Annotated in this window: 18 protein-coding genes; 7 read left to right on the forward strand and 11 right to left on the reverse strand. The window is 69.3% G+C overall.

The window, feature by feature from the left end; translation table 11 throughout:
* Positions 1–311 precede the first annotated feature (311 nt).
* From OZ403_RS21485 to OZ403_RS21500, 4 genes are all read right to left on the reverse strand, one after another.
* The gene (locus OZ403_RS21485; RefSeq protein ID WP_268781605.1) at positions 312–485 is read right to left on the reverse strand and encodes a hypothetical protein; all 174 of its coding nucleotides are present in this window, start codon (positions 483–485) and stop codon (positions 312–314) included.
* Between the two features lie 23 nt (positions 486–508).
* Entirely contained in the window at positions 509–997 is a 489-nt protein-coding gene (locus OZ403_RS21490) for a tRNA1(Val) (adenine(37)-N6)-methyltransferase (protein ID WP_268781606.1), read from the reverse strand.
* A gap of 118 nt (positions 998–1,115) precedes the next feature.
* Positions 1,116–2,261 carry a DUF1015 family protein gene (locus OZ403_RS21495; protein WP_268784890.1) on the reverse strand — a complete coding sequence of 382 codons (1,146 nt, stop codon included), beginning with the start codon at positions 2,259–2,261 and terminating at the stop codon, positions 1,116–1,118.
* Positions 2,262–2,329: 68 nt separating this feature from the next.
* Positions 2,330–3,817: a hypothetical protein gene (locus OZ403_RS21500; protein WP_268781607.1), complete on the reverse strand. Its 1,488-nt coding sequence runs from the start codon at positions 3,815–3,817 to the stop codon at positions 2,330–2,332.
* 159 nt (positions 3,818–3,976) lie between these two features.
* Between OZ403_RS21500 and OZ403_RS21505 the strand changes: the two genes are divergently transcribed.
* Both OZ403_RS21505 and OZ403_RS21510 read left to right on the forward strand, forming a co-directional pair.
* On the forward strand, positions 3,977–5,443 hold the full coding sequence (locus tag OZ403_RS21505) for a deoxyribodipyrimidine photo-lyase (RefSeq protein ID WP_268781608.1): 1,467 nt from the start codon (positions 3,977–3,979) through the stop codon (positions 5,441–5,443).
* Positions 5,444–5,547: 104 nt separating this feature from the next.
* Entirely contained in the window at positions 5,548–5,868 is a 321-nt protein-coding gene (locus OZ403_RS21510) for a polyhydroxyalkanoic acid system family protein (protein ID WP_011554140.1), read from the forward strand.
* A gap of 27 nt (positions 5,869–5,895) precedes the next feature.
* Here the strand turns inward: OZ403_RS21510 and OZ403_RS21515 are convergent, their stop codons facing one another.
* Genes OZ403_RS21515 through OZ403_RS21540 form a run of 6 tightly spaced genes read right to left on the reverse strand, consistent with a single transcriptional unit; the run spans position 5,896 to position 13,189 of the window.
* A complete protein-coding gene (locus OZ403_RS21515; RefSeq protein WP_140855386.1) occupies positions 5,896–7,698 on the reverse strand; it encodes a protein-glutamate O-methyltransferase in 1,803 nt (600 codons plus the stop codon).
* Complete coding sequence (locus OZ403_RS21520; RefSeq protein WP_268781609.1) at positions 7,692–8,696, reverse strand: chemotaxis protein CheB; 1,005 nt, start codon at positions 8,694–8,696, stop codon at positions 7,692–7,694. Before OZ403_RS21520 ends, OZ403_RS21515 begins: the two co-directional genes overlap by 7 nt.
* A gap of 37 nt (positions 8,697–8,733) precedes the next feature.
* A complete protein-coding gene (locus tag OZ403_RS21525; RefSeq protein WP_140792513.1) occupies positions 8,734–11,046 on the reverse strand; it encodes a hybrid sensor histidine kinase/response regulator in 2,313 nt (770 codons plus the stop codon).
* A gap of 33 nt (positions 11,047–11,079) precedes the next feature.
* Entirely contained in the window at positions 11,080–12,330 is a 1,251-nt protein-coding gene (locus tag OZ403_RS21530; protein WP_268781610.1) for a methyl-accepting chemotaxis protein, read from the reverse strand.
* 5 nt (positions 12,331–12,335) lie between these two features.
* On the reverse strand, positions 12,336–12,710 hold the full coding sequence (locus OZ403_RS21535; protein ID WP_140792517.1) for a CheW domain-containing protein: 375 nt from the start codon (positions 12,708–12,710) through the stop codon (positions 12,336–12,338).
* A complete protein-coding gene (locus tag OZ403_RS21540) occupies positions 12,707–13,189 on the reverse strand; it encodes a chemotaxis protein CheW (protein ID WP_011554146.1) in 483 nt (160 codons plus the stop codon). Before OZ403_RS21540 ends, OZ403_RS21535 begins: the two co-directional genes overlap by 4 nt.
* Before the next feature lie 170 nt (positions 13,190–13,359).
* Here OZ403_RS21540 and OZ403_RS21545 point away from each other — a divergent pair, with 170 nt between their 5' ends.
* The gene (locus OZ403_RS21545; protein WP_140875749.1) at positions 13,360–14,229 is read left to right on the forward strand and encodes a response regulator; all 870 of its coding nucleotides are present in this window, start codon (positions 13,360–13,362) and stop codon (positions 14,227–14,229) included.
* Positions 14,230–14,362: 133 nt separating this feature from the next.
* On the opposite strand, the gene OZ403_RS21550 is transcribed toward OZ403_RS21545, so the two are convergent.
* Complete coding sequence (locus tag OZ403_RS21550; RefSeq protein WP_140792521.1) at positions 14,363–15,667, reverse strand: radical SAM protein; 1,305 nt, start codon at positions 15,665–15,667, stop codon at positions 14,363–14,365.
* A gap of 185 nt (positions 15,668–15,852) precedes the next feature.
* On the opposite strand from OZ403_RS21550, the gene ald reads away from it, so the two are divergent.
* From ald to OZ403_RS21570, 4 genes are all read left to right on the forward strand, one after another.
* Positions 15,853–16,977, forward strand: coding sequence for an alanine dehydrogenase (gene ald / locus OZ403_RS21555; RefSeq protein WP_268781611.1), 1,125 nt, complete (start codon positions 15,853–15,855; stop codon positions 16,975–16,977).
* Between the two features lie 242 nt (positions 16,978–17,219).
* On the forward strand, positions 17,220–17,861 hold the full coding sequence (locus OZ403_RS21560) for a sigma-70 family RNA polymerase sigma factor (RefSeq protein WP_011554150.1): 642 nt from the start codon (positions 17,220–17,222) through the stop codon (positions 17,859–17,861).
* 22 nt (positions 17,862–17,883) lie between these two features.
* Positions 17,884–18,792, forward strand: a complete 909-nt coding sequence (locus tag OZ403_RS21565) for an anti-sigma factor family protein (protein WP_140792525.1) — start codon at positions 17,884–17,886, stop codon at positions 18,790–18,792.
* Between the two features lie 176 nt (positions 18,793–18,968).
* The gene (locus OZ403_RS21570) at positions 18,969–20,654 is read left to right on the forward strand and encodes a response regulator (RefSeq protein ID WP_268781612.1); all 1,686 of its coding nucleotides are present in this window, start codon (positions 18,969–18,971) and stop codon (positions 20,652–20,654) included.
* The last annotated feature ends 18 nt before the right edge of the window (positions 20,655–20,672 follow it).

Below are 20,672 nucleotides of genomic sequence, written 5' to 3' on the forward strand. Positions count from 1 at the left end.
GGCCCCGGTGTGTTGATGGGTCCGCAGGGACCAAAAAAGAACCAAATCCAATGGACGGGCCCGGACTCACCTGGACGGAAAGCTACCCCTATTTTCAGAGGGAAAACCGGGCGGACAGCCTGTGGTCCGAGTAGGGACCAAATCCGCCCGCGCGGCTTCGATTCCCGCCGCCTCCAGCTCTCACCGGCGGAGGCTGATTGCTGACAGGCTCCGGCATGAAAATCTGCGCTGCCGCCTCTCAATATCTTGCCAGCCAGGGCAAGCTCGAAGATCCGTGGACGGCCGAGCAGGTGCTCCCCTGCGTCTTTCATTCACATCAGAATCGCGTTTACCTCGTCCGTGGACGCGTGCTCGTCATCCCCATGAAGCACCAGGGGCGGCAGTACCGTCAGGTCCGCCCTGCCCGCCTCGACGGCATGAAACAGCACCAGCTTCGCGGGCCGGTCCGCCAGCGGATGCACCCTCCGCGCGGTGCGCGGCTCCATCCGGTGGAGCCGCAACACAGACGTCAGCTCACCAAGCGTGACGCCGGGTACACCATGAACAGCGCTCCACGCGGCACCAGTAAGTGGTCCGCCGCGCGCACCACGTCCTGGAGCTCACACGCCAGCTCGTGCCGCGCAATCGCCTTCTCCATGGACACGCTGCTTCGCCCCGATGCCCGCGTCCGGTACGGCGGATTGCGCAGCACGTGCGCGAAGCTGCCCGCCGCCAACTGCGCCCCTACCCTGCGCAGGTCCCCTTGCACCAGGGGCACTTCGCGCTCACAGCGGTTGAGGTACACGTTCCGCTCGGCCAGGGAGAACAGGCGCGCCTGACGCTCCAGCGCGGTGATGTCCTTGCGTCCCAGCTTGCGCGCGAGCACCAGGGGGATGACTCCGCACCCAGTGCCCAGGTCCATCAGCCGGCCGCGCTGCGCCGCGCCTTCGTCCATGGCGAAGTGCGCCAGCAGCAGTGGATCCAACGTGAAGCGGTATCCCTGACGGCGTTGCAGCATCCGCCCCCCCGCCGCAAATCGAGTCCAGCGTCTCCCCCGGCCCTGGCTGGAGTTCGAGCGGAACACGCCGGGGAAGAGCCTCCGGCGGAGTTTGGCTCAGGACCCTCACGCAAAGAAATCAGGCTTCCCGGTCCAGGTAGAGCAGCCCCGCCGGTGGCAACGGTTCGACGCGAAGTGTGCTGGGTGGCAGCGTCGCCTGAGCCTCCATCACCGCGCGCACCTCCCACAGCGGCGGCGGATTGAGCGCGAAGCCCGCCTGAAACATCCCCGACTCGACGCCCTGCACCAGCGACTCCAGCCCCTGCACCGGGAACACCTGCGAGTGCCCCGGCGCCTCCGGGTCCTTGATGCCCAGCACGGTCCGCAGCACCAGCGCGTTGAGCAACGCCAGATCCAGGCTCCGCAGCGTGGGATTGCGCGGCGCCCCCTTCAGGTGCGCCAGGTCCAACCCCTGACGGAACCGGAGGATGCGGCCTCGCCCTCCCGGCAACACCAGCAACACCGCGTGGTGCCCGGTGATGAGCGTGGCCAATCGCTCTCGCGCCACCGCCAGACCGCGCGGAGTGTTCAAGGGCTCATCCAGTTCGTAAACGCGCGCATACGCCGTCACCAGCGTGAGGAACGTCTCCTCCTTGAAGGTCTCCACGCCCTTGAGCGCGCGGTGGATGGGCAGCAGCTCCAGCCCCGGGTCGGACAGGGGAACGACGGCCGCCAGCGTCGGGCCGCGCTCGTTCAACGCCGCCAGTGGGCGCATGGGCGCTTCATCCAGCACCGCTTGGAGCCGCTTCGACACGGGGGAAGGCTCGATGCGCCGCAGCGACAGGGTGTTCTGTCCGTAGCGCCCTTCCCACACGACGATGGCGCGCTCGGAAGCCTCCGCGAGCAATCCGCGCAGCACCCCATGGTCATCCGCGGTCAGCGTGACAGCGGGCTCCGCTTCCCAGGCCCTGGGCCGGTACGGGTCATGCTCCAGCGAGGCGCCCGCATCTGGGTTCAGAGCACACAGGAGAAAGCGCACCGGCGGGCCGCCGAGCTTGCCGGCGGGCCCCTGCACCTCCACCAGGTACATCGCAGGCCGTGAGTCCCTCAGCAGCGCGCCCGAGTCCCGCATGCGCCGCAGCTCCGCCGCGGGATTGGCTGCCTCCAGCAGGGGGCGGACGTGAGACGGCTGGGGAACCGCATTGCCACGCGGCACGTAGCTGCTGGGCTCCAGCGAGGAATCCAGGGAGCCAAGAAGGGCCGAAAATGGATTGACGCGCGCCATGTCGGGGGGAAGGTGGTGCCTCCTGCCCCGCCGTGCCATGGCGCTCGCCAGGTTGCTCTAGGACGCGTCTACCACCAGACGTTCGTGTACGGCCGGTCCTTCTCTGAGCGGCCTGCCATCTTCAGGGCGGAGCGGTCCACGCTCTCCTCCCACAGCAGGCTCACCGTGGTGATGGCCCCCGCCGAACCGAGGAACGACAGGACGTACGGCGTGGACTGATCGAAACCACCCAGCACCACGCCGGAGAGGAGCAGCACCACCGCGCCCACGCCACCGCCGAAGATGTTGGCTCGGACGATTTGGGACGGCGTTGGGTTGTAACGCATGGTGGCCAGCGCCAGCGCGCCCGCGCCGATGCCCGGCGCCAGCAGCAGCGTGTCCCGCCACGTCTTGCCGGACACGGGCGTCCCGGAGAAGTGGATGATGGCCAACAGCAGCGCCGAGTAGGCCGCGCCCCAGCCCGCACCGGACGAAATCAGCAAGCCGTCGTTGAGCGGAAGCTGGCCGCCGCCAATGCCCGCCGTGAGCCACGCGCCCAGCTCCGCGCCCAGGAAGGCGGACCACGTCAGGATGCCCGCGTCCTGCGTGAAGAGGTCCATCAGGCCCGCGGTGAACATGCCGCCCACCACCGAGTTGGCGATGCCGAAGTTGGCCATGGGGCGGTCCACCCAGTTGTTGAACTGCCACCACGATGAGGCACCGAAGCCCAGGCCCGCGCCGATGAGCGTGCCCGCCAGCATCGCCTCACGCGAGCTCTTGTCGAAGTTGAAGTCGCTGGCGAACGCCTGCGTGAAGAAGCCACCCAGAGCGCCCAGCGTCGTGTGATGCACGATGAAGCTGAAGCTGCCCGGACCGGAGAGGAACGGGCCCTGGCGCGGCCTGCCGTCCAGCATCACCCCTGTGTCCTCGATGGGAGGCACGCCCCGCTTCGCCATGGCCCGGTCGTCCGGCGTCAGCGGCGACTGCGGCTTCGTCCGCAGCGAGTCCGGATCCGGAGGCAGCGTGGGCGCGTCGCTCGCCGTCGCGGAATCGCCCGGATAGCGAGCCGGGTCCTGCGCATTCGACGGGGGATAGGCATTCTGCGCCGGGGGATAGCCCTGCGGCGTCTGCGGCTGCGCATACGGGTCCACCGGCTGCTGCGTCTGCGGCGGCTGCGCGTACGGGTCCACCGGCTGCGTGGACGACGGCGGCTGCGCATACGGATCCGCTGACGGCTGCTGCGTCTGCGGCTGCGCATACGGGTCCACCGGCTGCTGGGTCTGCGGCGGCTGCGCATACGGGTCCGCGGGCTGTGCGGACGCCGGCGGCTGCGCGTACGGGTCCGCGGGCTGCTGCGTCTGCGGCGGCTGCGCATGCGGGTCCGCGGGCTGCTGCGGCGCCGTCTGACGATACGTGGGCTGCGGAGGGGCCGCATAACCCGCGGGGGCAGACGGAGGCTGCGCAGACCCCGGGGATGGATAGGTTCCGCCAGCCTGCGCCTTCGCGGGCTCCGGAAGGACCAGCGCGAGAGCGAGGGCGGTGATGGGGAGATAGCTCCAGCTTCTCAATGATGACACGCAAGGACTCCTTCGGTCCGGCCGGACGGCAGAAAACCACAACCTGTCCTCGGGTGTCGGAAATTGGAGCGCCATCCGACCTTCCCTGTCCCCTCGTTCACAGCCACGCACTTCTTTTCCTCCGCGACGCGAATACGGCTCGCGTATCAGTGAGGCCCCATGCCTGAAGGCTTCTCGTGGTCCGAACTCGGCGTCGATTCGGCGCGCGTCCAAGTGGTGAAGGACCTCCCCCTTCCTTCCGGCCGCCGCGACTTCGTCCTCTACTGGTGCATGGTCAACCATCGCGCCGAGCAGAACCACGCGCTGGATGCCGCCATCGGTCTGGGCAACCACCTGGGCCTGCCCGTCGTCGTCTACCAGGCCATCCGTCCGGACTACCCCCATGCCTCCGACAGGCTCCACGCCTGGGCCCTGGAGGGGATGATGGACATGGCCACCGGCTGCGCCGCGCGCGGGCTGCCCTACTGGCTGGAGCTGCCCCGGACCTCGAAGGAGCACCGTCCCCGGCTGGCCCAGCTCGGCCGGCGCGCCGCCGCCATCGTGTCGGACCTGTTCCCCACGTACATCATCCCGGGCCACCTGCGCGGCGCCGCCAAGGCCCTGGACGTGCCGCTGTTCGCCGTGGATGCGTCATGCGTGGTGCCCATGCAGCGCGTCGCCACGCGGCAGATTGGCGCCTATACCCTGCGGCCCAAGCTGAAGAAGCTGTGGCCGGAGTACCTGGAGCGCGCCGTGCCCAACCGCGCGGTGAAGGCCGCCGCGGCCGGACGCAAGCTGGAGCCGGACTTCGCCACGTCGGACGCACGCGAGGCCCGCGAGTCCCTGGACGCCTTCGACTTCGACCATTCGGTGGCGCCCATCCAGGAGCGCGGAGGACGCAAGGCGGGCCTCGAGGCGCTCCAGGCCTTCGTGCACCAACGGTTGGAGGGCTATGACGAAGGCCGCAACGACCCGGGCCTGGCGCGACAGTCCAACCTGTCCCCCTTCTTCCACTGGGGCAACCTCTTCGCGGGAGAGGCCGCGCGCGCCGCCATCCGCGCACGCGGCGCGCAGGATGCTTCGGTGCAGGGCTTCCTGGAGGAGCTGCTCGTCCGCCGTGAGCTGGGCTTCAACTACTGCCTCCACACGCCGGGGCCGCAGCAGCTCTCCGTGGCCTCCCTGCCTCCGTGGGCGACGGAGACGCTCACCCGCCACCAGAAGGACGCGCGCGAGCACCGCTATTCGTTGAAGCAATTGGAGACAGCGCGGACCGCGGACGGCTTGTGGAACGCGGCCCAGCGCGAGCTGGTGGAGCGTGGCCGCATCCACAACTACCTGCGCATGCTGTGGGGGAAGAAAATCCTGGAGTGGACGCCATCCCCCCAGGAAGCGCTGCAACGCATCGCGTTCCTCAACGACAAGTACGCGGTGGATGGCAGGGACCCCGCAAGCGTCGCCAACTTCATGTGGGTGCTGGGACTGCATGACCGCCCCTTCCAGGAGCGGCAGGTGCTGGGCAAGGTGCGGCCCATGAGCTCCCTGCGCACGGCGGCCAAGTACAACCTGGCACCCTACCTGGAGCGCTGGGGCCGCCCGGAGGACCCACCGGTGAAGCTCAAGCGCGTTCGCAAGACGGCAGGCCCGTGAGCAAGCCTGTTGACATCCGCGCGCCCAAAAGTGACACGGCGGTTCCATTCCCGCTCGGGCACGGCTAAACGCACGAAGCGGGACACCGAGATCAGGAGCCAGCCATGGGAATGATGAAGTTCGATATCCCCCACTCCCTCCCCAAGGAGGAGGTCAAGCAGCGCGTCGATCAGCTGCTCCAGTACTGGGGCGGCAAGTACGGCGTGAAGGCGGACTGGCAGGGGGAAGGCGCGAAAATCGTCGGCAAGGTGATGGGCATCCAGATGGACGCCTCGTTCGTCATCACCGACAAGGCCGTCGAGGGTGAGGGCACCGACCCTGGCATGCTGCTGCGCGGCCAGGCCAAGAGCTACCTGCAGAAGAAGTTCGGCTCCGTGCTCGACCCGAGCAAGAGCCTGGACCAGGTGAAGAGCAGCCTGGACTGACGTGAAGCCCGGGACGCGGCCCCTGCCTCAGCGCAGGGGCTGCTCCTCCAACGCGGCCAGGGCGTAACGCGCCGCGCGAGAGATGGCATCCGCCGAGTCCGGCATCTCCGGGTAGTGCCCCGCGAGGGGACGCTGCGGGAAGCGAAGCTGGGCAATGGCGTTTCGGTAGCTGCGCCGCGCCGCCTCATGGTCCTGCGTGCGCTCGTGCACCTGCGCCAGGAGGTAGTGGCCAATGGCCAGCGTGGGCTCCAGGAACAGGGCCTTGCCCAGCTCGGAGCGCGCCTCGCTCAACTCCCCTGCCTGCAACGCGGCGACCCCGCCGAACACCCGCGCCTCCACGCACAGCGGCTCGCGCTGAATGGCCTGCGCGAAGGCCTCGCGCGCCTCGGGGATGCGGCCGGTGAGAGAGAACAGGTTGCCCAGCGTCAGCAGCCCATCCAAGTCACTGGGCTCGTCCGCGAGCAGCCGCTGCACGCCGGCGATGGCCGCCGAGAAATCCCCCTGCGACATCTTCCGCACCGCCATGGCCAGACGCTCCGCCGGAGGCAGCAGCGTGGGCCAGGCGGGCACCTCCATGGTGGGCGCGCGCGGCGTGGTGGCCACGGCCGGAAGCTCGGTGGTGATGCGCGGACGGGCGGAGTCCACGCTCCCCACCGTGGGCAGCTCCGCGGTGACACGCGAGCGCGCGGCGCTGGGAGGCGGCGGCGCGGCGATGGCCGGCAACGGCGAGTGAGGCGACACCGCGGGCAGCCGCCCCGGCACCACGGAACGCGGACTGGAAGAGGCGCCCACCGCCGGCAGCGTCACGCTGGGCGAGCCAGGCGCCGCCACCGACGACGCAGACACCGCGGGCAGCCGCGTCGTCAACGGGACGTCCGCGGGCTGCATCCGCTTGCGCAGGTCCGCGGTGAACGCGTCCACGGGCACGGGCCTGCGCGCGGCGACGTCGGGCTCGCCGGGATACGGGGTGATGCGCAGCGGCGGCGCCCGCATGCTCTTGTCGTCCAGCGGGCGGCGGTACACGAACGCCCCGTCGACTTCGATCATCTCGAAGCGGTCGTAGACCTTGAAGAGGCTCTCCGAGTACCCCAGGAACAACAACCCGCCCGGCCGCAGCGCGGCGAGGAAGCGGTCCATCAACCCGCGGATGGTGGGCAGGTCGAAGTAGATGATGACGTTGCGGCAGAGGATGAGGTCCAGCGACGACAGGGCCACCTTGTCGAAGACGGGAACGGCCAGGTTCTGTCCGTCGAAGCGGATGTACTCACGCAGCGCGGGCAGCGCCTCATAGCCCTCTTCCACGGGCCTGAAGAAGCGAGTCAGCCGCTCCTGGTTGATGCTGATGGCCCGCCGCGAGGTGAAGCGCCCCTGCTTCGCGGCCTCCACCGCGGCCAGGTTGAGGTCGGTGGCCCACAGGTCCACCTCCAGCGACAGCGCGCCCAGCTCCGCCAGCACCATGGCCAGGCTGTAGGGCTCCTCACCCGTCGCGCAGCCCGCGGACCAGATGGACACCTTGCGCATCTCGCGCCGCGAACGGGACACCAGTTCCGGCAGCACGCTCTTCTCCAGCGCGCGGAACTGCTTCCCGTCGCGGAAGAACTCCGTGTGCCCCACCGTCACCAGTGGCAACAGCGAGCGCAGCTCCTCTTCGCCACCGGCGCCCGTCAGGCGCTGGATGTAGTGCTCGGGCTCATCCAGGCCCAGCACGGGCATGCGCGCGGACAGCGCCAGCCGGAGGCTGTGGAAGCCATCCGGCGTGATTTTCAGCCCCGCGCGCTCCAGCAGCAGCGCGGCGAGTTGCTGCAAGACTTTCTGGCTCGCCGTCAGCACACGTCCACCCACTGCATCAGCGCCGCGCCAATCCGGCTCAGTGGCAGCACCTCGTGCGCCGCGCCCATCAATACCGCCTCGCGCGGCATGCCCCAGACGACGCTCGACGCTTCGTCCTGGGCAATGGTCCGACCGCCGCGCTCTCGAATCTCCTTCAACCCTCGCGCCCCGTCGCGCCCCATGCCCGTCAGGATGACCCCGATGCAGCGCGGGCCGAACGACTCACCCGCTGAAGTCAGCAGCATGTCACAGGACGGCCGGAAACCGCGAAGTGCGGGGCCCGCGTCCAGCTCCAACCTGCCCTCGGGTCGGACCAAGAGGTGACTGCCCGACGGAGCGATGTACACCGTGCCCGGCGCCATGAGCACGTCATGTTCGGCCTCCAGCACGCGCAGCGCCGTTTCATTGGACAGCCAGTGCGCCAGCCCTTCCGTGAAGCCGTCACTGATGTGCTGGCAGTAGGCGATGGGCGCCGGGAAGGCGCGCGGAATCATCCGCAGCACCTGCGCCACCGCCTTGGGGCCGCCCAGGGACGCGGCGATGGCCACCAGCGGATACGGCGGAGGCGGCTTCGTCTCACGCGCGGCTTGCGGTGGCGGCCGCGTCTGCACCTGCCGCACCGCCTTCACCTGCGCCAGCAGCACCAGCTTGCGCGACACATTCGCCCAGAACTCGGGCCCGGGATTCGCTGGACGCTCCAGCACGTCCAGCGCGCCAGCCACCATCGCCTGGAAGGCCTCCTGGCCGGACAGCACGCCCGGGTGCAGCGCCAGCACTGGCACTGGCCGCTCCACCATGACGTGCTCGATGGCGGGCAGCGCGTCCAGCGCGCTCAGGTCCACCAGCACCACGTCCGGAAAGTGCCGCTGCACGGCCACCAGGGCGCCGGCGAAGTCCACCTCCGCCGGCCCCACGGGCACCAGGGATTCCCCATCGAACAGGCCCCGGGCCGCGAGCGCACGCAGCCCCTTGCCCACCATGAGCACCCGAAACGCCATTCCTGCGACTGCCGCGCCACCGCCCAAGCCTGGCTCCTCAGGTCAGCCGGTCGATGGCCTGCGCGAGAACCTCCACGCCCAGCTCGCCCTTGACGAGGTACGCGTCCGCGCCGGCATCCAACCCGCGCCGCTTGTCCTCGGGTGAGGCGAGCGACGACAGGATGATGACCGGAATGCGAGCCACCGCGGGCGTCGACTTGAGCCGTCGCGCCAGCGAGAACCCGTCCAGCTTGGGCATCTGCACGTCCGTGAGGATGAGGTCGTAGGTGTTGTTCTGCACCTTCACGTAGGCCTCTTCGCCGTCCTGGGCTTCCTCCACCGAGTGCCCCAGCGCCTTCACCAGCGCCCCTTCCGTGGCGCGGGCAATGGGCGAGTCATCCACCAGCAGCACCCGGAGGCGCTTGGCGGCGGGGGCCTGGGTGACGGGGCGGGCCATGCGGCGCACCTCCGCCATGATGTCCGGGACATGGAGCAGCACGGCGATGCGCCCGTCCTCCAGCGCCGCGGTGCCGGCGATGAAGGGCGCGGCCTTGAGGAACTCGCCGCCGCAAGGCTTCACAGCCACTTCGCGCTCGTCCACGAAGCCGTCCACCACCAGCGCCGCGTGGTCCTCGCCGTGACGCACCACCACCGCGGGTGGCTTGTCGAAGCGATTGCCGCCGTTGAGGCCCAACAGCGGCCCCAGCGCCACCAGCGCCGTCGGCTTGCCACGGTGCCGCACGGCCAGCGTGCCGAAGATCTCCAGCCGGTCATCCGGTTTGACGCGCATGACGGCTTCCACGTCCGCGGCGGGCATGCCGTAGACGTCGTCCCCCAGGCGCACCAGCAGCACCTTCATCAATGCCAGCGACTGCGGCAGGCGCAGGGTGATGGTGCTGCCACGGCCGATGCGGCTGTTCACGCCCACCGAGCCGCCCAGCGTCTCCACCTTGCGCTTCACCACGTCCATGCCCACGCCACGGCCAGACAGCTCGCTGACCTGGTCGCGGGTGGAGAAGCCGGGGCGGAAGATGAGCTCGATGGCCTCGCGCTCCGACAGCGCAGCGGCCTGCACCGCGTTGATGAGGCGCTTGGAGATGGCCGCCTGACGCAGCCGCTCCGGGTCGATGCCGCGGCCGTCGTCCTCCACCTCGATGTGGAGCATGTCGCCGTCCACGCGCACGCGGATGCGGATGCGGCCGTTGAGCGGCTTGCCCAGCTGCTGGCGCGTGTCCGGGGACTCCACGCCGTGGTCCACCGAGTTGCGCAGCAGGTGCACCAGCGCGTCGCGCACGTCGCCCAGCATGGACCGGTCCACGCCGATGTCGGCGTTCTCGATGACCAGATCCACTTCCTTGCCCTGCGTGCGCGACATCTCGCGAACGGCGCGCGGGAAGGCGTCGAACACGGTGGACAGCGGCACCAGCCGGGCCTCGGCCACGTGGTCCGCCATCTTCGCCAGGTTGCCGTGCAGCGTGTTGATGCCGTCGTCGTTGCGGCGCACGAAGCGGAACGCGTCGTCGCGCAGCATGTGGAGGTCGCTCTCCACGCGGTCCAGCTGCTCACGCACCTCGTTCGAGATGTCGATTTCTTCCGCCAGCCGGAGGAAGCGGTCCCCCAGGCGGCTGAAGCGCTCGAACAACGCCTCCGTCTCCGAGCTGCGAAGCCGGCCACGGGCGCTCTCCACCAGCAGGTCGCCCGCGAGCAACCCCAACGCGTCGAGCACCTCCACGTTGACGCGGATGCTCCGGTCGGCCACCGCGGACTTCGCGGCGCTCGGGGCCTCCTCGTCACGGCCATGCGCGGCAGCCGGGTGATGCGCGGTTGCAGCGGCGTGCGCCACCGGCTCGGCCACGGGGGCCTGCGTCGGGGGCGCTGCCACCGGAGCCTGCACCGGCGCGGCGACGGCCGCCGGTGCCACCACGGGCGCGGCGACAGGGGCCGGCGGCGGTGCCGCGGGCCGTGCGCCAGCGATGGCGGGCGGCGTCTGTCCGGAGACTTCCGCGAGCATGCGGACCATCTCCTCGCTGGCCGAGTTGCCCGTGTTGGCGCCGGACAGGTCTTCGTTGAGATCGGAAAGGACGTCGCACGCCCTGAGCAGGACGTCGGTGGCCACCTCCGTGGCCGTCTTGCCCTCGCGCTCTGCGCGCAGGACGTCCTCGGCGGCGTGCGCCAGCTGCCCGATGGCGGCCAGACCCAACATGCGGGCCTCGCCCTTCATCGTGTGCAGCTCGCGCGCGACGTCCTCCGCGGCCTGGTCCGCGGTCTCCTTCTCCAGGTCCAATACCCCCAGCTGAATCTTCTGGAGGCGGTCTGCGGTGACCTCCTGAAACTTCTTCAGGAGGGATTTCTTGAGAGCCTCGGTGTCCATGGCCGGCGTACGCCCCTCCCCTTCCAGGAAGCGCTAGTCGGCCTTGAACCGCTTGATGAGCTCGGCCAGCCGTCCGGCCAACTGCGTCAGCTCCGCGGCCGCGCCCGTGGCCTGCTTCGAGGCCTGCGTCGTCTGGCGCGTCACATCCTCGATCTCCGCCATGGAGGCCACCACCTGCTCGGTGGCCGTGCGCTGCTGCTGCGTGGCCAGGTTGATGACGCGGGCCGCGTCGCTCGTCTCCTGGACGCCGGCGAGGATGCCTTCCACCGCCTGCGCCGCCACCGCGCCCAGCTTCTCACCGGACTCCGTGGCGGACTTGGACGCCTCGGCGGCGCCGGCCGCGGCGGCCGTGGCCTCGCGAATCTCGGTGATGAGGTTCTTGATCTCCTTGGTGGAGTCCAGGACGTTCTCCGCAAGACGCCGCATCTCCGCCGCGACGATGGAGAAGCCCTTTCCGGCCTCACCCGCGCGGCTGCCTTCCAGCGCCGCGTTCAGCGCCAGCAGGTCGGAGCGGTCGGCAATCTCGTCGATGACCTCCACCACCGTGCCGATGCGCTCCACGCGCTTGGACAGCTTCGCGATGGAGTCCGCCACCGCGACGCCGTCGCTGCGGATCTGCTGCATGGCCTGGATGAACTCGCCAATGGCGCCCCGGCCCGCGCGCGCCGCGCCCAGCGTCTCTTCCGCCACGCGCGCCACGCTGCCCGCGTTCTCGGCGATCTGCGCCGACGCGTGCTTCAGCTCCTCCATGGTGGCGGTCGTCTCGTGGATGGCCGCCGCCTGCTCCGTGGAGGACGTCTCATGCTGCGTGGAGGCCGCCAGCACCTGATTAGCGGACGAGGACAACCTCAGGGCCGCCTCGTTGATCTCCCGCACGAAGGTGCGCAGCGTCTCAATGACCTTGCCGAAGCCCTCCAGCAGGGGCCCGAGCTGCGGGTCTTCGGTGGTGGTGTTCCACCGGGACAGGTCGCCCTCGCGCACCAGGCCGATGAGCGCGTCCAGCGCCTGGTCGATTTCCTGCGCCGCCACGTGCTTGCGGTGCTCGGAGGCCGAGAACTGGTCCAGCACCTGGTTGAGCAGGTGCGCCAGCTCCGCGCCTGACTCACCGACCAGCTCCTTGGGCACGCGGGCCTGGAGGTTGCCGGACAGCACCGTCAGCAACGTGTCGGTGATGGCCTTGGTGGAGGAGGTCGACGCCGCGTTCGTGGCGCCGGCCTTGGAGGCGGGGGCCTTCCGGGCGCGCGCCTTGCCAGCGGGCTTCTCGTTGGGGGTGTCCAGGGACATGTGTCTCAGTGCCTTCCTTGAGTCCTTGCGGTTTCGACCAGATCGATGAGCAACACGGTGCGGGCCTCTTCCAGGCACACACCGACTGCGTAGGCTGCGGCGCCGGCCGTGGGAGGCATCCGGCGCAAGGAATTGACGGGGATGGAGCGCACGCCGTGCACGGCGTCCACCTTGAGGTGGGCTTCACCCTCCGGGGTGTCGAAGACGATGGCGCGGTTGCCCCGGTGGGGCAGCCCCAGCTCCGGCAGCGTGAGGTCCTCCGGCAGCGCGCGGTCGATGCGCAGCACCTGGGACGCATCCGTGCCGTAGAGCGTGGCGCCGATGTCGAAGAAGAGCAGGTCCACCTCTTCCTCCTTCTCGTGGAAGGCGTCGTCGTTCACCGCGCCACCGCCCGCTGCCGCGCCGTCTGGAGCAGCTTGGAGAAGTTGAGGAGGTTGATGGCTTCCTGGTTGCCGCTGGCCTGCACCACGCCCAGCAGGTGCTCGGCCGCGGCGTCGCCGCCCAGGGGCGGTGGGAGGATGTCCGCCACGGGAATGCGGCGCAGCCCCAGCACCGTATCCGCGACGACTCCGGCCACGTAGCTGCCCGTGACGCCGACGAACAGGCGGGTGCGCGGGCCGATGCGGGCCTCTCCCTTGGAGAGGAAGCGCAGCAGGTCCAGCACCGGAAGCACCTCGCCCCGGTGGCCGGTGACGCCCATGATGAAGGACGGGGTCCGGGGCAAGGGCGTGAGCAGACCGGCCCGAAGCACTTCGAGCACGTTCTCACTGGGCACGCCCAGGCGGAGGTCGCCCACGCGGAAGCAGAAGAACTCCTGCTCCGGCCGGGCCTGGGCGGCCAAGGCGCGGTCCGGAGCCATCCGGAGTGCTCGCTGGAGGGGAGTCGAGGTCGTGGTCAAGGCGCCAAAGTATCCGGAGGCGATGAATAGCGGTCAAGAGGACCTGACGACCAGACCGCCTGGTCGCCGTTTCGATGGTCCGCGCTGCACCAAAGGTGTAGGGTTCCACCGCGAAGCCCTTGAGGAGGACGATGTCGCGCGTACTGGTCATTGATGACAGCCCGATGCTGGTGGAGCTCACCGTCCGGGCGCTCACCGCCGCCGGCTACCAGGCGAGCGGCGCGCAGGACCTTGCCAGCCTCGAGCAGAAGCTCGCCGAGGGGCCGTTCTCGCTCATCCTCATGGACGTCAACATGCCGGAGATGTTCGGCGACGACGTCGTGGAGTACCTCCGCCGGCAGAAGAAGGTCACCGCGAAGCTGGTCCTCTATTCCGACATCTCCGAGGCGGAGCTGGACGGAAAGACGAAGGCTTCGGGGGCGGACGGCTACATCCTGAAGAGCGGTGGGCTCGAAGCCGTGCTCGGCGGGGTCATGGGTCTCATTGGCCCCCCCGCCCTGGGCATCCCCACCGCCGTGCCCGCTCCGGCCGCGGCCCCCGCGGCGGCGCCCACCCCGCCGGCTCCCGCGGCCCCTGCCCCCGCGGCGGCGGCCGGCCTCAAGCCGGCTCCCACCACGGGCGGGCGCAAGCCGCGCATCCTCATCGTGGATGACAGCGAGATGACGGCCCGCATCATTGAAGCGGACCTGGTGGCCAAGGGCTTCGAGGTCCACGTCGCCGACACCGCCGACAAGGCCACGAAAATCATCCTCAAGAAGCAGACGCGTCCGGACCTGGTGCTGCTGGACGTGCGCATGCCCAACGTGAACGGCGAGCAGTTCTGCCGCTTCATCAAGAGCAACAGCCTCTTCAAGGGCATCAAGGTGCTGCTGTGCTCGGGTGAGAACGTCGAGGAGTTGCAGCGCATCTGCCGCGAGGCGGGCGCCGACGGCTACATCCCCAAGGACGCGGTGATGGGCAACCTGGTGGCCAAGGAGCTGATGCCCACCGGTAACGAGTAGTCCCCAGGGGCCGCGTCGCGGCCCCTCTTGGCGTATTGCCCCCGAGGCCGCGCCACCTGCCTCCCGAGGACGGAGCGCCCACCGGGCCTCCCGGCCGACGGAGGAAGGAACGCCCTCCCCCGCCCCTTGGGCGCTACCGGAGCCCGGCCGCGTTCTCGCGCTCTTCCAGCCCGCGCGCGAAGTTGCCCACGATGAGCCCCGGGCGTGCCGCCTTCAGTCGCTGAAGCAGCGTGCGGATGCCCACCGGCTCTCCTCCCGCGCCGCGCTCGCGCGCCACCTCCAGGTACTGCAGCGGGTCGATGCACAGCGAGCGCGTCTGCACCTGGTCCACGCGGTACTTCTTCACGAGCCGCTCCAGCGCCCGCACCTCGCCCTCGCGGTCGGTGACGCCGGGGAACAGCAGCAGGTTCAGCGCCAGGTACGCGCCGCGCTCACGCGCCAGGGCGATGGAGGCCTCCACGTCCTCCCAGCCGTACTTCACCGGCTTGTAGTAGGCCTCGTAGAGGTCCTTCACCGCCGAGTTGAGCGACACGCGGATGGCATCCAGCCCCGCGTCGAAGAGGGCCTCCAGGCCGCGCGTGAGGCTGGCGTTGGTGTTGATGTTGATGGAGCCCGCCTGCGTGCGCGCCCGCATGTAGCGGATGGCCTCGGCAATCTGCTTCCAGCGCGTGAGCGGCTCGCCCTCGCAGCCCTGGCCGAAGCTCACCATGGTGCGGCCCGGCGCGTGCTCCAGGTGGAAGAGGCCAATCTGGCCCATCTCCTCACCCGTGGGCCCGTCATCCATGCGCTCGTGCGACGCCGGTGGGCCGTCCGCCGGCTGGTCGGAGATGCAGCCCACGCAGCGTGCGTTGCACATGACGGACGCGGGGATGGCGGCCTCGTCACGCACGTAGAAGGTGTTCTGCGACGTGAAGCACCGATAGAGCATCGCGCACGTTTTGAGCTGCTTCAGCACCCGGTTGTCCGGGAAGCGCGCCATGTGCTTCGCCACCAGGTCCTTCATGTCCGGCGTGGAGAACCGCTCCGGGTCCCAGTGGGAGCGACGGTCGGTATGGATGGCCCACGCCACCGGCCCCTCTCCCACCCAGGCCGCGGCGGTGTACGCCCACTGCGGCAGCACGGGGCCACTGCCCTTCACCTCGCCGGGGAGGAAGGTGCGCGTGTAGCCGGGGGGCAGCAGCGCGCCCACTGCGTTGGGGACAAACGTCTTGCCCCCCACCTTCATCTCGCGGACGAGCTCCAGCTCCCCCGTCTCCGGATGCAGGCCCACCGGGAGGCGCCCTGGCAGGTGGACGAGCCGCCCGGCGGACGGCAGCGGAATGGGCTTGTCCTGCGGAGGAACGAGCTCTTCGCCGCTGCGCAGCGTGGCGAGCAGGTACGGATGTTCCATCACCCGTCCCTTGGGGTCCGCGAATAGGAGCTTCGGAGCAGACGTCATGTCCCTGGTAACTAACACGAGCGGCGCACGCTTCATCACGCATCGCATCCAACGCCTCGCGTCATGTCATCAGGGGTGTTTGACGCAAATGGCGCTCATGCCGGGCTGTCCGCCCGCGCCTTGATTCCCCCTTGGGCCCTCGTTAGGGTCCGCGCGCTTTTTTACGTCCCCTCTCGGAGGCAGTCGTGATCGTCGGAGTTCCCAAGGAGATCAAAACCCGCGAGTACCGCGTCGGCATGGTGCCGGCTGGCGCCGCCGCCTTCATCGCCGCGGGTCACACGGTCCTGATCGAGACGAACGCCGGCGTTGGCTCCGGCATCCCCGATTCGGAGTACCAGCGCGTCGGCGCACAGATCGTCTCCACCGCGGACGAGGTCTGGAAGCGCTCGGAGATGATCATCAAGGTCAAGGAGCCCATCGCGCCCGAGTACGCGCGCATCCAGCCCGGTCAGATCATCTATACGTACTTCCACCTGGCCGGCGTGGACCCGGAGCTGACCAAGACGCTGCTCCAGAAGAAGGCCGCGGCCGTGGCCTATGAAACGCTGCAGCCGGACGACGGCAGCCTTCCGCTGCTCAAGCCCATGAGCGAGGTGGCCGGAAAGATGGCCATCCAGGTAGGCGCCAAGTGCCTGGAGCGGGCCCACGGCGGCAAGGGCATCCTCCTGGGCGGCGTGCCCGGCGTGCGCCGGGGCCGCGTCACCGTCATCGGCGGCGGCGTGGTGGGTCTGTGTGCCGCCAAGGTGGCGGTGGGCATGGGCGCAGAGGTCACCATCATCGACGTCAACATGGAGCGCCTCACCTACCTGGATGACGTGTTCCTCGGCCGCGTCGGCGTGCTGGCCTCCGACTCGGAGAGCATCGCCCGCTCCGTGCGCGAGGCCGACCTCGTCGTGGGCGCGGTGCTCATCCCCGGTCGCAAGGCCCCGAAGCTCGTCTCCGAGGCCCTCATCTCGGAGATGAGCCCGGGCTCCGTGGTGGTCGACGTGGCGGTGGACCAGGGTGGCTGCATCGAGACGTGCAAGCCCACCACCCACGACAACCCCACGTTCGAGGTCCACGGCGTCGTCCACTACTGCGTCGCCAACATGCCCGGCGCCGTGCCGCAGACGTCCACCTACGCCCTCACCAACGTCACCCGCCCCTATTCGCTCATGATCGCCAACCAGGGCCTGGCGACGGCCGTGAAGGCGGACCGCGCCCTCTCGCGTGCGCTGAACACCTACAACGGCCACGTCACCTACGAGGCCGTCGCGAAGGACATGGGCTACCCCTATATGCCCATCGCGGACGCGCTCGCCGGCAAGTAAGCCCGGTAAGCAGGCAAACGACGCAGTCCCTGGCGGGGAGGTTCGGATGGCGACATCCGGCCTCCCCGTTCGTTATCTCTGCTAGGGAATATGTTTCCCTGGCCGGCGTCGTGTATTCCCGAAGCGGGCGTCCGGGCGGGTGTCGTGGGATGCCGTTGTTGCCCTGGTTGTTCCCGTGCATACATTTGGCGGGTAAGCGACAACTCATTCCCCTTTTGTTTCGGGCCCTTGGAAGGCGGGACATGTTGGATTTCAGGCAACCCAACCGGACGAAGCAGGAATTCGAAGAGCTGGCGCTAGCCCATCTGGACCCGCTCTATTCGGCGGCGCTGCGCCTGACGAAGAACGAGCGCGACGCCGAGGACCTGGTGCAGGACACCTGCATGCGGGCGTACCGCTTCTTCGACAAGTTCGAGCGCGGGACGAACATCAAGGCCTGGCTCTTCAAGATTCTCACCAACACCTTCATCAACCGCTACCGGCGGAAGGTGAAGGAGCGCACGGTGGTCGAAGGCGTGGAGCGCGAGGCCGTCCACGAGCGCTTCGTGAGCCGGGACGCGACGGACTTCGCGGCCAACCCCGAGCAGTACTTCTTCGACCGGCTCCTGTCGGACGACGTGCTGCGGGCCATTGACGCGCTGCCCATCGACTTCCGGCTGGTGGTCATCCTCGCGGACCTCCAGGAGTTCTCCTACAAGGAGATCGCGGAGATTCTCGAGTGCCCCGTGGGCACGGTCATGAGCCGCCTGTTCCGCGGACGCAAGCTCCTGCAGAAGAACCTGCGTGAGTACGCCGAGGGCCAGGGCGTATTCCGGCATGACGGTGAGCCGGTGAACGCCCCCGCGGACCTGGAAGAGTATCGCCACAGGAAGAAGACAGGGTAGAAACCCGTTCCTAGCGCGCGCCATGAACTGCCAGGACCTCGAACGGCTGCTCTATCCGTACCTCGACGGCGAATTCCAGCCCGAGGAACGAGTGGACCTCGAAACCCACCTCTCCGGGTGCGCTGATTGCCGGCGCCGCGCGGAGGAAGAGAAGCAGATGCAGCAGGCGCTGCGGCGAGCCGCGCGCCACTCCGTTTCGGGCATGCGGGCCCCCGCCTCGCTCCGGGCCGGCATCCAAGTGGGCCTCAAGCAGGAGCAGCGCCGCGTCCAGTTCGGCGTCTGGCTGCGCGCCGGGGCCATGGCGCTGGTGGTGGTGACGGTGGGCGGCGGCTGGGCCGCGTTCCACGCCGAGCAGCGCCTGAGCGCGGCCAGGACGGAAGCGGTGCAGCGCCACAGCAAGAGCAAGGCGCTCCCCTTCGAGATTGCCTCCAACGCGCCGGAGCAGGTGGAGGAGTGGTTCAAGGACAAGGTGGATCCGCGCATCACCGTCCCGCAGATTCCCAAGGCCAAGCCGCTGGGCGGGCGCATCTCCATCCTCAACGGCCGCGAAGTCGCGTACATCAGCTACGAGACCCTTCCCGACAACGAAGGTGAGCCGAGCCGCCGCTTGGGCGTCTTCGTGCTCCCTGGCAACGACGAAGTCTCCATCCCGAAGTTCCAGGCCCTGCAAGCCGTGGAAGTGGACTCCGCGCAGGGCTTCAATGTCGTCACCTGGCGCGACGATGAAATCGTCTATGAGATGGTGACGGACATGGACGAAAGCGACATCCGCCGGATGCTCGCCGAGCGCGACAGCGGTGAGAAGCTCGCGCGCAAGTCCGCGCCGGAGGCCGACGAGCCGCTGTATTCGCTCCCGCCCGCGCCTCGCGCGCCACGCTCCCGGCCTCCCATCTCCGTCGAGCCCGTGACGTACCCGACGTACCCTCAGTGACGGAAACGTCGGCTGTGTGACGGCGCTTGCCCGCTCCCCGGGCAGCCGGAATTCCGCCTGGTCCGAACATTGACGCTCCCGCGCATGGCCGATAGCCTCGACGCACATCATCACCTTGCGCGTCGCGGCCGGTAGGGCGTTTGCGCGCGCCGCACACCAGGACGGGCCGTCCCTCCATGTCGAAGAAAATCCTGATCGTCGAAAGCGACACCGCGCTCTCCGCCACCCTGCGCTCGGCCCTGGAGGGCCGGGGCTTCACGGTCGAAGAGACGACCGACGGCAAGGGCAGCGTGGAGCAGATCCGCAGGGACCGGCCGGACCTCGTGGTGCTCGCGGTGGACCTGTCCGCGGGACAGAACGGCTACCTCATCTGCGGCAAGCTGAAGAAGGACGATGACCTCAAGAACGTCCCCATCCTCATCATCGGCAACCCGGACGGCTTCGCGCAGCACCGCAAGCTGAAGGCCCACGCCGACGAATACGTCGCCAAGCCGGTGGACGCGGAGCAACTGGTGGAGCGCGCTGGGGCGCTGATCGGCTTTCCCGAGCTGCCCGCCACCGAGGACGTCGACGACGAGAGCCTCACGCTGGACGCGCTTGGCGACGAGCCGATGACGGCGGACTTCGGCGAGGAGATCTCCGTGGAAACCGCGGAGGAGCCTCCCGTCACCGGCGAGGAGTTGGACCTGGACGCCGCCTTCGGCGACCTGTCCGCCCCCGAGGAGCCGCCGTCCTTCGAGGAAGAAGTCGTCGTCGCGCCGCCCGAGGCGGTGGTGGAAGGCGTGGAGGAGGACTTCTCCACGCTCGACTCGCTGGGCACCGACTCGGATGATCCGCTGGAAGGGCTGGATGACTCCGACGAGAAGACGGTGATCGGCTTCATCGCCCCCGCTCCCGTAGCCGCGCCCCCTCCCGAGCCTCCCCGCGCCGTCGCGCCGCCCCCCGTGCCCCGCCCCATCGCGGCCCCCCGCCCCGCCCCGCCGCCCGTCGCGGTGGCGCCGGCCGCCGACGCCGCGGAGCTGCGCAGCCTGCGCACGCGGGTGGCCGAGCTCCAGGCCGAGCTCGACGACTCGCGTGGCATGGCGTCCCACGCCGAGGAGCGCGTGCGTGACCTGGAGGCGCAGCTGGAGAGCCAGGCCACGGAGCTGGAGGCGGCCCGGGCGTCCTCGGGCAAGAACGACAAGGACACCTTCGCCCTCCGCGACGCGGCCAACAAGAAGGACAAGGAGATCCTCCGCCTCAAGACGGAGCTGAATCAGAAGGACCAGGAGATCATCGAGCTCAAGGACCAGAGCCTGGAGCTGGAGCAGAAGGCCAGCACCGCCGAGTCCGAGCTCGCCCAGCGCGACGCCCAGCTCAAGACGCTGAGCGCCCGGGCGGACTCACTCGCCTCGGACCGCAAGCGCGTGGACCAGCAGCTGGCCGCCGCCAAGGAAGAGGCCCGGGGCGCGTCCGCGCAGCTCACCGCGCTGCAGACGGAGCTGGACCAGCACCAGGCCCAGGCGCAGGCCTACGCCGCGGAGCTGGAGGAGCTGCGCGCTCGCGCGGGGCAGCTGGAGGCGGACGTCCAGGCCGCGCAGCATGAGGCCGAGGACCTGCGCGTCCAACTGGGCCAGGCCCAGGTGGAGCTGTCCGAGCAGAGCAGCCGCGCCAGCGCGGAGGCCGACGAGCTGCGCGGCCGCATCGCCGAGTTGGAGGCCGCCACGGCCCGCAACGAGGAGCGCGTGACGCGCCTCTACGCACGCATCAAGAGCGAGGAGAAGCTGCGCGAGAAGACGAAGAAGGCGCTCGTCATCGCCCAGCAGCTCCTGGACGAGCCCGCCTCCTCGGTGGCGGACGACGCCAGCGAAGCCGCGGCCTAGTCGCACGGGCCGCGCTCC

This window comes from Myxococcus sp. NMCA1 (assembly GCF_026810205.1).
Classification (GTDB): Bacteria; Myxococcota; Myxococcia; order Myxococcales; family Myxococcaceae; genus Myxococcus; species Myxococcus xanthus_A.